Origin of the sequence: Aliisedimentitalea sp. MJ-SS2 (assembly GCF_032586155.1) — a bacterium.
GTDB lineage: Bacteria > Pseudomonadota > Alphaproteobacteria > Rhodobacterales > Rhodobacteraceae > JAWHTC01.
In genome coordinates, this window is sequence record NZ_JAWHTC010000005.1 from 58,473 (window position 1) to 73,874 (window position 15,402).

Below are 15,402 nucleotides of genomic sequence, written 5' to 3' on the forward strand. Positions count from 1 at the left end.
TTTGTTGTCCATGAGATGTGGCAGTGGGCGAATTTGCGCAAGATATGCTGCAATTCTCTCACGCCCTCGTGTAAAGGGGCAGGGAAATGTTTCAAAATCCGCACGCTAACCCTAGGTTTGGTCCATGAGTTTCGCACCAGATATTACAGAAGTGTTGGCCCGCGCCCGCGCCGATCTGCGCATGGGGGTGCCCGTGGTGTTGATTGGCGGGCATGGTGAGGCGGCGCTGATGCTGGCGGCCGAGACCCTGGAGGCGCAGCGGTTGGCGGATTTACGGGCGTTGGGCGGCGCGCCGGTTCTGGCGATTACCGCACGCCGTGCCGAGACGCTGAAGGCGCGGGCCTATGATGGTGATTTGGCGCGGGTGGCGTTGCCCGGAGACGCAGGGTTGCCCTGGGTCTTGGGGGTGGCGGACCCGGCGGACGATTTGAAGACGCCGATGAAAGGACCGTTGATTGCGGCGCGCGATGGGGATGCGGCGCTGCATCGGCTGGCGATCCAACTGGCGAAGACGGCACAATTACTGCCGGCGGCGCTGGTTCTGGGTGTGGTGGATCCGATTGGGTTTTCCTCCGAGCATAACCTGACGGTGGTGCATGCGGCGTTGGCGGGGCCGGTGCTGGTGGCCTCAAGCGATTTGCACCCGGTTGTTGCCGCGCGATTGCCGATGGTCGCGGCCGAAGCCGGACGATTGCACATTTTTCGGCCCGAGGATGGTGGTGAGGAGCATTATGCCATCGAGGTGGGTCGCCCGTCGCGCGAGGTGCCGGTTCTGGCGCGGCTGCATTCGGCGTGTTTCACCGGTGATGTACTGGGATCGCTCAAATGCGATTGTGGGCCGCAGCTGCGCGGGGCGCTCGCGCAGATGGGCGAAGAAGGAGTCGGGGTTCTTCTGTATCTGAACCAGGAAGGGCGCGGCATCGGGCTTGCCAACAAAATGCGGGCTTATTCGTTGCAGGACCAGGGGTTCGATACGGTTGAGGCCAATCACCGGCTGGGCTTCGAGGACGATGAGAGGGATTTCCGGATCGGGGCGCAGATATTGAAAAGCATGGGTTTTTCCGAGGTCAGGTTGCTGACCAACAACCCGCGCAAGATCGCAATGATGGAAGAGCATGGCATCAAGGTGCGTGAACGGGTGCCGCTGAAAGTGGGCGAGACCGAGCACAACCGGGGTTATCTTGCGACTAAGGCGGCGAAGTCGGGGCATTTGTTGTGAGCTGTGGACGGTGCGCAGTATGTGCACCCTACCGGGCGTCAGACCTGATACTGACCCGTAGGGGTGTTCGGTTCGCACGACGGTATTTTCCCTGTTCGGTGGGTAAGGGCGGTGTTCGTTCGGACAAGCGCGAGGGTGATGGTGCTACACCCGTTGGAGTGCATCGGATTGCTGGGATGCTCTATCGGCCGGACCGGATGGCACCGCCGAATGGATGGGCGAAGCCGATCTGGCCCGGAGATCTGTGGTCGGATGAAAGCGGGGATGCGGAGTACAACCAATTGGTTCGGGCACCGTATCGGCATGGTCATGAAGCAATGCGCCGGGCCGATCCGATTTATGACATCGTTCTAATTACCGATTGGAACTGGCCGGTGGCCGAACCCGGCAAGGGATCGGCCATTTTTCTGCACCAGTGGCGGAGACCGGGCTATCCGACCGAAGGCTGTGTGGCCTTTTCAAGGGCGCATCTGGGCTGGATTGCCGAACGGATCACGCCGGGGGCGCGGTTGGTTGTACCGGAAGGCATGGCGGGCTGAAGCCCGCCCTACGCAGGATCACGGGTATTTCTTGGCCGCCTTGGCTTTGGCCAGCGTTTTGCCACCCTGTTTGGCCGTCACGGACCATTCATAGGTGTGTTTGCCCGAGGGCGGGCAGGGGCTCTTGTATTTGAAGACGCCGGCGGGAATCTTCATGTTGCCACCCTGCTTGATTTTGACGGTGCCGCCGCCGTGATTGTAGCTGCGCACATCCAGGTCAGTCAGTTTGAAGACCAGTTTGTTGGTGCCAGCTGGCACACCTTTGAGCACGAAAGCGGGGTTGCCCACCTTGTTGGGGTTACCGCTGGTGCAAAGCGGGATACCGCCCCAATTCTTGAAGCTGAGTGACATCTCGGCGGTTGCGGATGTCGCCGTCAGGGCAAGTGCGGTGAGTGCGATGGTAAGGGATTTCATAACAATTCCTCCCGAATGAAATGCACGCCAATTGTTGCGCGGTATCGCGTACCGATCAATATGGCATTTCAGCCCGGTTTGACGCGTTCGCCGAAAATGGCCGAGCCGACCCGGACATGGGTAGCGCCAAGGGCGATGGCGCGTTCGAAATCGCTGCTCATGCCCATGGAAAGGCCGGTCAGGCCGTTGCGGGCGGCAAGTTTGGCCAGCAGGGCGAAATGCAGGCTGGGTTCTTCTTCGACCGGGGGGATGCACATCAGGCCCCGGACCGGCAGGCCCATGGATTGGCAGTCTGCGACGAAGGTATCGGCTTCGGCGGGCAGAATGCCGGCCTTTTGCGGCTCTTCCCCGGTGTTGACCTGGATGAAGAGCGGCGGGCAGTGGCCTTCCTCCTGGGCGATGCGGGCAATGGTTTTCGCCAGTTTTGGCCGGTCGACCGAATGGATGGCGTCGAACAGGCCGAACGCCTGTCGGGTTTTGTTGGTTTGCAGCGGGCCGATCAGGTGGACCTTGGTGTCTGGGAAGTCTTGGCGCAGGTCAGGCCATTTTCCGGCGGCCTCTTGTACCCGGTTCTCGCCAAACAGGCGATGACCCTGCTCCAGAACGCCCGTTACACGGTCAATCGGTTGGACCTTGGAGACGGCAATGAGCTGAACCTCACCGGGGCGTCGTCCGGCTGCAGCTTCGGCCTTGGTGATACGGGATTTGATTTCTTCAAGCGACATGAAGGCTCCGACATTGATGGTGGGCGGAGAGAACTACAAGCGTGCGCGAAAGGGAAGGGGGCAAAGGAAAAGGGCAGGTCAAATGACCTGCCCTTCCCGTTAGGTAGCTTGAACTTCCGAATTAGAAGTTGAAGCGGATACCCAGGTCCATCGTGGTGATGTCCAGGATGGTGCCGTCTTTCGAGATACCGGCTTCGAGCGATGCGCCACCGCCGAGGCTGTGCGAAACGCCCAGACCGTAGGATTCGCCGCCGAACACGCCATCTTCCGATGCCACGAACACGTCAACGCGGGTTGCTGCGCCAACATCGACGTTCGCGGTCAGAGCGAATTTGCCGGTGCCGTTGTTGTCAGCATATGCCAGACCAACGTTTGCCGGGCCGATTTTGCCGCCAACAGTCACGACAACTTTGTCTTCACAGTTCGGGCCGGAGAACGCTGCTGCGCCGCCGTATACCGGGATGAAGCCACAAGCTGCTGCGTTCGAGTCTTGGTAACCCAGAGCAACAGTCCAGTCGTTGAAGCTGTACGAAATGTGCGCGCCGGTGCGGGTAACACCGGAAACAGGGTTGTTCGAGTACGACAGATGACCACCGAAGTCGCCAGCCGAGTACTTGATTTCAACACCGTTAGCTGCTGCTGCGCCAGCACCGCCCGACGAGTAGGCGTCCCAGCCCCAGTAGCCGGCACCGTTGGTGTTGGTCACGAGGTTGGCGAAGGTGTGGCCCGAGAGGCCGATACCTGCCGACTGAGTGCCCATGTACAGGCCGGGCATCCATTCGATTGCGCCTTGGATGTTGCCAACGCCAACTTCAAAACCGCCAGCTTTCGCGTGGAAGCGAGCTGCGTTGAAGGCGTTGATGGTGCCGCCGCCGTTGAACGACGTGGCTTGGTAGCGCAGACGTGCACCAAACTCGATGCCGTTGTCGGCTTCGGTGGTCATGTCGATTTGCAGGCGAATACGCGAGTAGACACCGGTTGCGTCCAGCGCCGGGGCGAGACCCGCGTCGCGGTTCAATGCGCCAAAACGGCCGTAGCCGCTGAACGACACTTCTGCTGCTGCAACGCTAGCGGTAGCGATGAGAGCGGTCGTTGCAAAGAGAATCTTTTTCATGAGTTTTCCCTCGGTTTTCCAGTCATGCGCCCAAAGCGGTGAATCCGCCATGGGTATATGGCACTCTCTCGCTCCAAATGGGGGGGTATTGCAAGCATGGCTGACAAGGGGCGTTCATTGGGGTGAGGATTGGTGCACCAATGTCACAGTTTCACCGCGGGCCGTCGTCGTTGCGGGGCAGAATCGCACGGAATCTCCTTATACGCCGTTTGGCGGGTTTTTTCGTGGATTTTCGCCGGTCTCGGGAGGGATCGGGGCGAAACGGAGGCCTGCGTCATAAAACATTGCCCAAAAACCTTGCTCAGCGGGCGGTGCTTGGGTAGGAGAGGTGAGAGAGAGCAGGATCGGGTAGGTCACAATGCGAGCCACAAGCGCATTCAAATTCCTGGCAGCCGCGCTGGTTGCGTTTTCACTGGCGTCGTGCGGCGGTGTCGGGTCCCTTGGCAATGTCGGATTCGGCGGCGCCAAGGATGGTGTCGATACGGAAGATGATGAAATCGAGCCCATCATCGAGGGCAGCGGCGGTATGAGCCAGGTTGGCCAGACCTCGATCTTCGATCTGTTCAAGCGCAAGGACACCGGGACCACCGTCAAGGTGAACCGTTACCTGTGGAATGCATCGCTGGATGTCCTGAACTTCCTGCCGATCCAGTCGGTTGATCCGTTCACCGGCGTGATCGTTACCGGCTATGGCCGCCCTCCGGGTGGTGGTCGGGCCTATCGGGCAACGGTCTATATCAAGGATCCGGCGCTGGATGCACGTTCGCTCAATGTGGCCATTGCGACCCGCGGTGGTCCGGTGGCGGCAGGCACGCAGCGCGCGGTAGAGGATGCGATTCTGGCCCGGGCGCGTCAGTTGCGCATTCAGGACAAGAAATACTGATAGGTCGAGTGGTGGGTTGGCTCCCACCCTACGTTTCGAACGTGGAACGGTGCGCAGGGAATGCGCGCGTTGCGGCTTTTCAGAATCAGAATCAGATGCAGGGTGAGGTCATTTTCGACGGCGGCATTGCGGCCAGGTCGCTGACCCATTTCAACTGCTGTGGCAGGCAGGTTTTCGCGAGATCGTAACGACTTACCACATGTTCGCGGGCCGCGCGGCCCAATCGGGCACGCAGGTCGGGGTCATCGAGAAGCATGCAAACCTCGTCCACCAGGGCATCGCGGTCGAAGAAATCGACAAGGCGGCCGGTTTCATCATGGGTGATCAGCTCTTTTACCGGGGCGGTGTCTGAGGCGACGATGGCACCTTCGACGCTCATGGTCTCAAACAGCGACCAGCTGAGCACGAAGGGGTAGGTCAGGTAGACATGCACCCGGCTGATCTGCAGCAGCGAGACGAATCGGTCATAGGGGATACGCCCGACGTAATGCACGCGCGCCCAGTCGGCATCGGGGATCTGGCCGCGGACCTCGTCGATAAAAATCTGTTTCCAGGTTTTGCCCTTGGGCGGGCGGGCACCATAGCTGGTTTCATCACCACCGACGATCAGCACGCGGGCATTGGGCCGCTCTTTGAGCAGCCGTGGCAGGGCGCGCATGAAGATGTGATATCCGCGATAGGGTTCGAGGTTGCGATTGACGAATGTGATGATCTCGTCATCGCGGGTCAGGGTGGGGCCGTCTTCAACGGCGAAGCTGGCCGTTTCGTTCGGTACCAGTTTATCCGTGTTGATCCCATCGAAACAGACCGAGATGCGGTCACGGAAACTGGCCGGGAAAGTATCGGCCTGGAACTTTGTCGGCGAAATCCCGGCATCGGCCATGGCAAAGCTGAAATGGTTATTGATGTTCTTCATCCGCAGACGCAGCGGTTCGGTGTTGGTGGTACCGTTGTGGAACTCGGGGTCGAAGCCGGTATGGGGATAATCCGGCTGGTGGTACAGTTCGCAATAAAGCCCGATGCGGGCGTCGGGCCAGACATCTTTGAGAAACAACGATTCGCCCCAGCCGGGATGGGTGATGATCACATCCGGCGTAAAACCGGCATCGCGCAGTTTGACGGCAGCGTGAAAGCAGGCTTCGGCGCGGGTGACCTTGGTGTCGAAATCCACCAGCCACGGGTGTACCGATTGGCCGGTTTTTCGGGCGATCATGTAGGGCAGGACACGCACACCCTGCCATGTGGTGGCCTTGTCGACGCGTAGGGTCAACGCCACGGTCTGGTGCCCCTGGGCGGCCAGCGCTGGGGCGAGGTGTTTGAACTGCCCCGGGAAATTCTGATGGATAAAGAGGAACTTCATTTAATCCACTGCTCTTGCTTTTGCCGGTCAGGTTAATGCCGGGATTGGTCTGTGCCTAGGGGAGGAAATGATCATTGCCATGACCACAGTGTAGCGAGAATGTGAAATACCGGGATTTGGCGCCGACGCGGTAGGTTGCGAGAGGCAGGATTTTGCCGTTTCCAATCCGGCGCAAAACCCTTTATCACCTCGGCAAAATCACTGTGGCGCAGGGGCGCCCGATCCTAAATGACCGAGGGACAGATGAGCCGCTATAGCGCCGCCGATATCGAAGCCAGATGGCAGGAGGCCTGGTCGAAGGCCGGGATTTTCAAAGCCGAGCGCGACGAGAGCAAGCCGAAGTATTACGTGCTTGAGATGTTCCCCTATCCATCGGGGCGCATCCACATGGGTCACGTGCGCAATTACACCATGGGCGATGTGATCGCGCGGTATAAATTATCCAACGGATTCAATGTGTTGCATCCGATGGGGTGGGATGCTTTCGGGATGCCGGCTGAGAATGCGGCAATGGCATCGGGCGGTCATCCGGGGGCCTGGACCTACCAGAATATCGCGGTGATGAAGGATCAGATGCGCCCCTTGGGTCTGTCGATTGACTGGTCGCGTGAGTTCGCCACCTGTGATCCGGAGTATTACGGCCAGCAACAGTCGATGTTCATCGACTTCATGGAAAAGGGTCTGGTGTATCGCAAGAACGCGATCGTGAATTGGGACCCGGTCGATATGACCGTTCTGGCCAACGAGCAGGTGATCGACGGCAAGGGCTGGCGCTCGGGCGCCGAGGTCGAGCGGCGCGAGCTGACGCAATGGTTTTTCAAGATCAGCGATTTCAGCGAGGAACTTCTGGACGCGCTGGGCGGTCTGGAAAACTGGCCGGCCAAGGTGCGGCTGATGCAGGAGAATTGGATCGGCAAATCGCGTGGTCTGCAGTTTGCCTTTGAGCGCACCGATGGTGGCGAGGCGATCGAGGTTTACACCACGCGGCCCGACACGCTGATGGGGGCGTCGTTTGTCGGCATTTCGCCGGATCATCCGCTGGCCAAAGAGCTGGAGAAGGACAATGCCGAGATGGCGGCGTTCAATATCGAGGCGCGCAAGGGTGGCACCACCGAAGAGGCCATCGAGACCGCGCCTAAGCTAGGCTATGACACCGGGCTGAAGGTGCGCCACCCGTTGAACCCTGATTGGGAACTGCCGGTGTGGATCGCCAATTTCATCTTGATGGATTACGGCACCGGGGCGATTTTTGCATGTCCGGCGCATGACCAGCGGGATTTGGATTTCTGCCGCAAATATGACCTGCCGGTGATCGACACGTTCTTTGCGCTGGATGATCCCAAGCCGGTGGAGAACGAGGCCTTCGTGCCGCCCAAGACCGACAACGTGAAATGGGTTGATCATTTCGCTGGGCTGGACGAGGCGACGGGGCAGGAAGCTGTCGACGCCACCATCGACTTTGCCGAGAAGGGTGGTTGGGGCGAGGGCAAGACCCAGTTCCGGCTGCGCGACTGGGGGTTGAGCCGTCAACGCTATTGGGGCTGTCCGATCCCGGTGGTGCATTGTGCCGATTGCGGTGTGGTGCCCGAGAAGAAAGAGAACCTGCCGGTGCAATTGCCCGAAGATGTCAGCTTTGACGTGCCCGGCAACCCGCTGGACCGGCACCCGACATGGCGCGAATGCGAGTGCCCGAGCTGTGGCGGAGCCGCCCAGCGTGAAACCGACACGATGGACACCTTTGTCGATTCGTCATGGTACTTCGCGCGCTTTACCGCGCCACGGGCCGAAACGCCGACGAATATGGACGACGCCAAGTACTGGATGAATGTCGATCAGTATATCGGCGGGATCGAGCATGCGATCCTCCACCTGCTGTATTCGCGGTTCTTTGCCCGGGCGATGCATATCTGTGGCCATCTGCCCGAGAGTGCCAAAGAACCGTTTGATGCGCTCTTTACCCAAGGCATGGTGACGCACGCGATTTATCAGTCTACTGAAATGACTCCTGTTTTTGACGATGATGGAGTTCAAAAAACGGATGCGGAAGGTGCACTCATGCATCTGTCCCAAAAACGCTATTACTATCCCGAAGACATTGTCTTTGCTCAGCAAGACGGAAAACCAGTCGCGATTCTCAGGGCTGAAATGGAAGCGGACAATGTCGATCCGGAAAATGAACAGCATCGACAAGACTATGTTCATGTGATTGGACGAACGGAGATTGAGATTGTTCCCTCGGCCAAGATGTCGAAATCCAAGAACAACGTGGTCGATCCGTTGAACATCATCTCAAACTATGGGGCCGATACAGCGCGCTGGTTCGTGCTGAGCGATTCGCCTCCCGAACGGGACGTGGAATGGACCGCCTCCGGGGCCGAGGCCGCGCACAAGCATCTGAGCCGGGTCTATCGGATCGCGGACGAGGCCGTTAACTCCGAGGCGCCGGCGCGAGCGGGCGACGAGGCGTTGATCCGCGAGATGCACAAGGCAATCCATGACGTGACCATGGGCGTTGAAAGTTTTGGGTTCAACGCGGCGATTGCCAAGCTTTATGGCTTTACCAACACGATTCAGAAGGCGGATGCGGGGGCCGAGGCCAAGCGGCAGGCGCTGAAGGTTCTGGCGCAGCTGATGAGCCCGATGACGCCGCACCTTTCCGAGGCGATCTGGTCGATGCTGGGCGGCGGGGGGCTGATTGCCACGGCACCCTGGCCCAAGGCGGACGACTCGATGCTGGTCGATGATACAGTCACCCTGCCGATCCAGATCAACGGCAAGCGGCGCGCGGAAATCAGCGTGCCCAAGGATATGCCCAAGGACGAGGTTGAAAAGATCGCGCTGGCGACCGATGCTGTTCAGAAGGCTCTTGATGGTGGGAGCCCGAAGAAGGTGATCGTAGTGCCGGGGCGGATCGTGAATGTGGTTGTCTGACCGACGTGTATTTCTGGGAAGCTTGCTGGCGCTGACCGGCTGTGGTTTTGCGCCGGTGTACGGCCCCGGCGGGGCGGCAAACCTGTTGCAGAATCGTGTTGCCGTAGACGAGCCAGCCGACCGCGATAGCTATCTATTGGTGCGGCAGTTGGAGACGCGGCTGGGTCGGGGCAACGCACCGGTTTACGGGCTGTCGCTTGGCCTTGATGTCAAACAGGAGCGCATGGCGATTGACGCCAGCAACATCACCACGCGGTTCAATGTGATCGGCAAATCGACCTTTGCCCTGCGCGACCTGCGTGATGGCAAGGTGATTACCAGCGGTTCGGTTAACAGTTTCACCGGCTATTCCGCGACCGGTTCTACTGCTGCGACCCTTGCGGCCAAGCGCGATGCGTATGAGCGGCTTGTGACGATCCTGGCCGATCAGATTGTGAACCGATTGATCGCAACGGCCGACGAGTTGCCGGCATGAAGCTGAGCACCCGCGACGCGGTGGGCTATTTCAAACGGCCAGATCCGGACCGGACGGGGCTTTTGATCTATGGCTCGGACGCGATGCGGGTGGCGCTGCGTCGTCAGGAGGTGATCGCGGCGCTGATCGGTCCCAATGGCGATGACGAGATGCGCCTGACCCGCATTCCGGCGGGCGAGCTGCGCAAGGATAAAGCGATGCTTTTGGATGCGATCAAGGCGCAGGGGTTCTTTCCCGGCCCGCGCGTCGCTTTTGTCGAGGATGCGACCGACGTTGTGACCCCGATCATCACCGCCGCGCTGGAAGACTGGGCACCGGGGGATGCGCAGGTAGTCGTCACGGCAGGGGCGCTGAAAGCCAGCTCGAAACTGCGCAAGCTGTTTGAAGGGCACAAGAATGCCTATGCCACCGGCATCTATGATGACCCGCCCAGCCGGGGCGAGATCGAGGATCAGCTGAAGGCGGCTGGGGTGGCACAGGTATCGAATGACGCGATGACCGATCTTGTGGCGCTCAGCCGAGAGCTTGGGCCGGGGGATCTTCGGCAAGTGATTGAAAAGCTGGGGCTTTACAAGCTGAATGATGACAGTCCGGCCAGTTCCGAGGATGTGGCCGCCGTTGCGCCGACCTCGACCGAGGCGGCGCTGGATGATGTCTTGAACATCGTCGCCGAGGGCAAGTCGGGCGAGATCGGGCCGGTGATGCAGCGGCTGAATTCCCAAGGGGTGCAACCGGTGGCGCTGTGCATTGGGGCCACCCGGCATTTCCGGGCGCTTTACACGGCGGCGAGCGATCCGGGCGGCGCGGCGCAAGGGATAGCGCGGATGCGCCCACCGATTTTTGGGCCACGTCGGGACCGGATGCTGCGGCAGGCGCAGGGCTGGGGCGCGCGCAAGCTGGAAACCGCGCTGGGCATTTTGACCGACACCGATTTGCAGCTGAGATCAGCGGAGCAGAGGGCCCCGGCAATGGCTTTGGTGGAACGCGCGCTTATTCGGTTGGCGATGCTGGGGCGGATGCGGTGAAACGTGGTTTGATCGCCGCGGTGCTGTGCCTGTCCGCGACGGTTGGGTCGGCCCAGGAGAGGTTGATCGTGGCGCGCGGTGATGGCGCGCAGGTTCCAATGCAGGTGTTTGGTGGCGATGGGGCCGGCTGTGCGCCGCTTCTAATTCTGTCGCATGGGTTTGGTGGTGACGAGCACGGGTTGAAACAGCTTGCCCGTGCAGCCGCGGCTGAGGGGTTTCGTGCCATTACGATTGGCCACCGGGAAAGCGGGCGGGTGCAGTTGCGACAGGTTCTGGCAAGTCCGAACCGGCGTGCGGCGCTGGCCCGGGCGGTTATCGACAAGGCGGCCAATGTGGCACGGATGGCGGACCTTGATGCCGCGTGGGCTTACGCGCACCGTATCTGTCAGCCGCCCTTTACCGTTCTAGCCGGGCATTCGATGGGTGCGCAGCTGACCATGATCGAGGCAGGGGCGCAAAATGTGATGGCTGTGAAAGGCAGAGACCGGTTTGATGCCTATGTGGCCCTGTCCCCACAGGGAGTCGGACCGAGGTTCCCACAGGGGGCATGGCGTAGCGTCGGAAAGCCGACGCTGATGGTCACAGGGACGCGGGATCATGGGCTGGATGGCCGCTGGCGGCACCGGCTGGCGGCGTTTGATGGCCTGCCTGCGGGGGGCAAGTGGTTGGCCGTGCTGGACGGGGCTACCCACCGGGATATGAGCGGGCAGGGCACATCGGAGTCGCAACGTAACGTCAGGGCGATTGTTCTGGCGTTCGCAAAAACCATGGGCAAACCTTCGGCAACGGACATGCCGCGCCTCGATGGGGTGCGCTACAGGACCAAATGAGGAGAACCGCGATGTATGAAGTGATCGGATCCACCACAAGCCGCGCATTTCGGGTGATGTGGATGTTGGAAGAGCTGGGGCAGGACTATGTCCATACCGCCGAAAAGCCGCGCTCGGAACTTGTGACGGCGCTGAACCCGTCGGGCAAGGTGCCGGTATTCAAGGACGGTGACGACGTGCTGACCGATTCGACGGCGATCATTTCCTACCTGGCGGACAAGCATGGAACGATGACCCATCCCTGTGGCACGATTGCACGGGCGCGGCAGGAAGGGCTGATTCACCAGATCCTGGATGAAATTGATGCGGTGCTTTGGACAGGCGCGCGGCATTCCTTCATCCTGCCCGAAGACAAGCGGGTGCCCGAAGTGAAAGAGTCGTTGCGCTGGGAGTTTGCCCGCAACGTCAAGCGCATGGCCGACCGGTTCGAAGGGCCGTTCCTGATGGGTGATGAGATCACGGTGCCGGATATCATCCTGACCCATTGTCTGAACTGGGCGTTCTCGGCCAAGTTCCTGCATGAAGAACAGGTCCTGACGGATTACGCCAAGCGGATGCGCGGGCGCGAGGCGTTCAAGCGCGCCGTGGCCCGGTGATTTGAAACTGTGAAGCTCTACTACACGCCGAACTCGCCCTATGCGCGGATCGCGCGGGTGGCCCTGCGGGAAAGCGGGCTTCGGTCGCGGGTTGACGAGTTCGAGGCCACAACGCGCGATGCCGGCAGCGGCTATTTCGACGTGACCCCATTGGCAAAGGTGCCTTACCTGAAAGACGGGGCTGCGCGGTTCAGCAATAGCCGCGATATCTGCGCCCATTTTGACGTGTTGGAAGGGCGTGACCGGTGGTTGCCGCCGGAAGATGACGACGCGCGGTTCCTGCGACATGTGGTGACGGGGTTTCTGGATGGTGTGGCCGTCTGGCTGCGGGAAAACGTGCGTCCCGAGGGGCAGAAATCAGCGCCTGTCATGGCGTACGAGGTGGCCCGGGCGCGCCGGGTTTTGGAATGGCTGGAACCGCGTTGGCAGGGTGAGGGGCGTTGGGATTTCACCGCCCTGACGTTGGCCTGTGCCATTGATATCGGTTTGAGGCGTCAGATGGACAATAAATGGGCCGGTGTTGCGCCGGGCGTGGTTGGTTGGGCCAGAGCGCGGGCAGGCTGCCCGTTCATGCAGGAAACCGCGCCGGGGCCGCCATAAGCTTGGATTCAGGTCTGAAGCAGGGTTTCGAATTGCTATCGCAATCCGACCGGCCGGGGGGCCAGCCCCCCGGACCCCCGGGATATTTCCGGCAAGAGGAAGGATGGGTCGGGGGCGTTTGAAGGTCTGGATCAGGCCATAACCGGACAAAGCAACCGAGCTTAGATTGCCCTGTCCGGGCGTGGATGATAGCCCCATAGGAAACATGAGGGCGACATGAGTATTCAGTATTTCGTGGTCGGCGCTGGATCGATCGGGCGGCGGCATCATGACAACCTGCAGGCCCTGGGGGCTGATAGCCACCTGATCGGCTGGCGCGGGCTGGATATGGTCACGCTTGAGGCGATGGTGGCGGGGGCCGAAAATGCTGCGGTGGTGATTGCCACAGCAACGCAAATCCGACTTGATCTGATCGAGATGTGCGGGCGGTTGGATGTGCCGTTCTACGTTGAAAAGCCGCTGGCCTTTCAGATGGGGGAGTTGGAGCGGATTTATCAGGCTGCCGAACCAGTGGCGGAGCGGTCGATGGTCGGGTTCATGATGCGCTATCACCCGGCGCTCAGGGCGTTGGTAGAGGACCCGGTCGAGGCCTATGGATTCACCTTCGAGATCGGCCACGACGTGCGGCAATGGCGGCAGAACTGGCGGTTTGCCGACAGTTACGCGGCCAGCGCCGAGGGTGGTGGTGTTCTGCTGGACCTGTGTCACGAACTGGACATGGCGTATTGCTTGTTCCCGAAAGCAGAATTGCAGGCGGTGGACTGTGTAGGTCACGCTGATTTCCACGGGGTCGATTTCTCCACGCGGGTGACATTGGCAAAAGATGGTGGACCGGTGGGCAGCGTGGCGATGGATTACCTGTCGCCGAAAAGTCTACGACGGATGCAGTTGCGCGGGCGCGACGAGGTGCTTGATTTGGACTGGCTGGTGCCAAGTTGGGTACGCTCGGACGAAAAGGGTGACGTGTTGCGTGACTGGCGGTTTGATCGCAATGACATGTTTCTAGGCATCATGGGGGATTTCATGGCGCTGGCTGAGGAGCGTGAGACATCGGGCAATCCTTTGATACCGCGGTTTGACAGGGTTCGGGAAAGCTGTGCATTGATCGCCGAAGCCTGGGAAACACGCAGGTTCCATGGGCAGATCGAAGGAGGTTTCGAATGATCGTCGGGCATATCGGGGTGCGTAAGGGCTCGAAGGGCGTGCCGGGGAAGAACTTTCGCGACCTTTTGGGCAAGCCGCTGATCGACTGGTCATTAGAGCAGTTGTTGGAGCATCCGCGGATCGATGCGGTGATCGTCAGCACCGATGATGAACGGATCTACAACCATTCCGTCGCCAAGGGCTGTCTTGAGATGGGGCTGCGGCCGGATGAGCTGGCGACGGACGGTGCCGGTAAGTGGGGCGTGTGGCAGCATAGCCTTGAAAAGGCGGTGGAACTGATGGGCGAGGTCGAGGCTTTTGTCGATCTCGACTGCACCTCGCCGCTGCGTGAGATGGAAGATATCGATGGGGCGCTGGATGCGTTTTTCGAGGAAAAGCCGGACATGATCATGTCCTGCACCGAGGCGCGCAAGAACCCCTATTTCAATCTTGTGGAACCGGACGAAGCCGGGAGTTTGCGGATATCCAAGCCGCTGCCAGGAGGAGTCGTGGCGCGTCAGCAGGCGCCGGTGGTGTGGGAACATGCGGCCAGCACTTACGTGGTCTCCCCGGCCTATTTGCGCCGATCACAGGCGTTGTTCGAAGGGCGGGTTCTGCCGTACCTGATGCTGCCCGAGCGGTGTCTGGATATCGACAGCGAGCTGGATTTCAAGATCGTCGAATGCCTGATGAAGGAGCGTATCAATGGGTGATCAACTGAAGGGCCGGACGGTATTCATCACCGGGTCGGGGGGGGTTCTGGGCTCGACCTATGTGCGACGCATGCTGGCGCAGGGCGCGCGGGTTGTGGCGAGCGATTTGGAGGGCGAGAGGGCCGAGGTGTTGAAAGAGGCCCATTGCGGAAACGAGAACTTCCGCTTCTATGATCTGGATGTTGGTGACGAGGCCGGGGCCGAAGCAATCTTCAAGCGGATCATGGGCGACGGATGGGAGCCCAACGTGGTGCTGAACAACGCCGCCATCACCGGTGAGTTGCTGATGGGCAAGGGAAAGGGGTTCCCGGATTTTGCCGACACCACGGTCGAGGATTTCGAGAAGACCCTACGCACCAACCTGACCGGCGCCTTCATGGTGGCGCGGCAGATGGATCGCGATATTGTCGGCAAGTATCCCAGCACGCTGATCAACGTGGCGTCGATGTATGCCCTCAACGGCGCGCATCACCCGATTTACGAAGGGATGCCGTTCAAGAATTTCAGCGCCTATGGCGTGACCAAGGCGGGTATTCACGGGCTGACCGTGTGGCTGGCCGGGTATTGGGCGCAGCGGCAGGCGACGGTGAACACGATTGCGCCGGGGGCGGTGTTCAACAACCATTCTGAAGAATTCCAGCGTCGGGTTGGCGAGTTGATCATGGCGGGGCGGATGTGCCAGCCCGACGAGATTGCCGATGTGATGTTGTTTTTGGCGAGCGAGCAGTCAGGTTACATGACCGGGCAGCTTGTCAATGTCGACGGTGGGTTCTCGGCCTGGTAAGTGGCTGCGCCCGGCCAACGCCCCGCCCACCCGCCCGCGTTGCCCGGGCGC

16 protein-coding genes are annotated in these 15,402 nt (G+C 60.4%); 12 read left to right on the forward strand and 4 right to left on the reverse strand.

Going from position 1 to position 15,402, the window contains the following annotated elements; translation table 11 throughout:
* Positions 1–124: 124 nt before the first annotated feature.
* Positions 125–1,219, forward strand: coding sequence for a GTP cyclohydrolase II (gene ribA / locus RXV86_RS17920; RefSeq protein WP_316301648.1), 1,095 nt, complete (start codon positions 125–127; stop codon positions 1,217–1,219).
* Positions 1,216–1,758: a L,D-transpeptidase family protein gene (locus tag RXV86_RS17925; protein WP_316301649.1), complete on the forward strand. Its 543-nt coding sequence runs from the start codon at positions 1,216–1,218 to the stop codon at positions 1,756–1,758. The genes ribA and RXV86_RS17925 overlap by 4 nt, the downstream gene beginning before the upstream one ends.
* Positions 1,759–1,776: 18 nt before the next feature.
* Here RXV86_RS17925 and RXV86_RS17930 read toward each other — a convergent pair whose 3' ends face one another.
* The 3 genes from RXV86_RS17930 to RXV86_RS17940 all read right to left on the reverse strand — a co-directional run bounded on the left by RXV86_RS17930 (position 1,777) and on the right by RXV86_RS17940 (position 4,011).
* Entirely contained in the window at positions 1,777–2,172 is a 396-nt protein-coding gene (locus RXV86_RS17930) for a YbhB/YbcL family Raf kinase inhibitor-like protein (protein ID WP_316301650.1), read from the reverse strand.
* 68 nt (positions 2,173–2,240) lie between these two features.
* Positions 2,241–2,897, reverse strand: coding sequence for a YggS family pyridoxal phosphate-dependent enzyme (locus tag RXV86_RS17935; protein WP_316301652.1), 657 nt, complete (start codon positions 2,895–2,897; stop codon positions 2,241–2,243).
* A 121-nt stretch (positions 2,898–3,018) separates the two neighbouring features.
* Positions 3,019–4,011, reverse strand: a complete 993-nt coding sequence (locus RXV86_RS17940; protein ID WP_316301654.1) for a porin — start codon at positions 4,009–4,011, stop codon at positions 3,019–3,021.
* A 358-nt stretch (positions 4,012–4,369) separates the two neighbouring features.
* On the opposite strand from RXV86_RS17940, the gene RXV86_RS17945 reads away from it, so the two are divergent.
* A complete protein-coding gene (locus tag RXV86_RS17945; RefSeq protein ID WP_316301656.1) occupies positions 4,370–4,894 on the forward strand; it encodes a DUF3576 domain-containing protein in 525 nt (174 codons plus the stop codon).
* A gap of 91 nt (positions 4,895–4,985) precedes the next feature.
* Here RXV86_RS17945 and RXV86_RS17950 read toward each other — a convergent pair whose 3' ends face one another.
* The gene (locus RXV86_RS17950; protein ID WP_316301658.1) at positions 4,986–6,254 is read right to left on the reverse strand and encodes a glycosyltransferase family 4 protein; all 1,269 of its coding nucleotides are present in this window, start codon (positions 6,252–6,254) and stop codon (positions 4,986–4,988) included.
* 243 nt (positions 6,255–6,497) lie between these two features.
* Between RXV86_RS17950 and leuS the strand changes: the two genes are divergently transcribed.
* From leuS to RXV86_RS17995, 9 genes are all read left to right on the forward strand, one after another.
* Positions 6,498–9,185, forward strand: a complete 2,688-nt coding sequence (leuS, locus tag RXV86_RS17955) for a leucine--tRNA ligase (protein ID WP_316302295.1) — start codon at positions 6,498–6,500, stop codon at positions 9,183–9,185.
* Positions 9,172–9,660: an LPS assembly lipoprotein LptE gene (gene lptE / locus RXV86_RS17960; RefSeq protein WP_316301659.1), complete on the forward strand. Its 489-nt coding sequence runs from the start codon at positions 9,172–9,174 to the stop codon at positions 9,658–9,660. The genes leuS and lptE overlap by 14 nt, the downstream gene beginning before the upstream one ends.
* A complete protein-coding gene (holA, locus tag RXV86_RS17965; protein WP_316301661.1) occupies positions 9,657–10,685 on the forward strand; it encodes a DNA polymerase III subunit delta in 1,029 nt (342 codons plus the stop codon). The genes lptE and holA overlap by 4 nt, the downstream gene beginning before the upstream one ends.
* On the forward strand, positions 10,682–11,515 hold the full coding sequence (locus RXV86_RS17970) for a hypothetical protein (RefSeq protein ID WP_316301663.1): 834 nt from the start codon (positions 10,682–10,684) through the stop codon (positions 11,513–11,515). Before holA ends, RXV86_RS17970 begins: the two co-directional genes overlap by 4 nt.
* 11 nt (positions 11,516–11,526) lie before the next feature.
* Complete coding sequence (locus RXV86_RS17975) at positions 11,527–12,111, forward strand: glutathione S-transferase family protein (RefSeq protein WP_316301665.1); 585 nt, start codon at positions 11,527–11,529, stop codon at positions 12,109–12,111.
* Between the two features lie 9 nt (positions 12,112–12,120).
* Positions 12,121–12,711: a glutathione S-transferase family protein gene (locus RXV86_RS17980; RefSeq protein ID WP_316301666.1), complete on the forward strand. Its 591-nt coding sequence runs from the start codon at positions 12,121–12,123 to the stop codon at positions 12,709–12,711.
* Between the two features lie 216 nt (positions 12,712–12,927).
* Positions 12,928–13,875, forward strand: coding sequence for a hypothetical protein (locus RXV86_RS17985; protein ID WP_316301667.1), 948 nt, complete (start codon positions 12,928–12,930; stop codon positions 13,873–13,875).
* On the forward strand, positions 13,872–14,567 hold the full coding sequence (locus RXV86_RS17990; RefSeq protein ID WP_316301670.1) for an acylneuraminate cytidylyltransferase family protein: 696 nt from the start codon (positions 13,872–13,874) through the stop codon (positions 14,565–14,567). The genes RXV86_RS17985 and RXV86_RS17990 overlap by 4 nt, the downstream gene beginning before the upstream one ends.
* Complete coding sequence (locus tag RXV86_RS17995; protein ID WP_316301671.1) at positions 14,560–15,351, forward strand: SDR family oxidoreductase; 792 nt, start codon at positions 14,560–14,562, stop codon at positions 15,349–15,351. The genes RXV86_RS17990 and RXV86_RS17995 overlap by 8 nt, the downstream gene beginning before the upstream one ends.
* Positions 15,352–15,402: the final 51 nt, after the last annotated feature.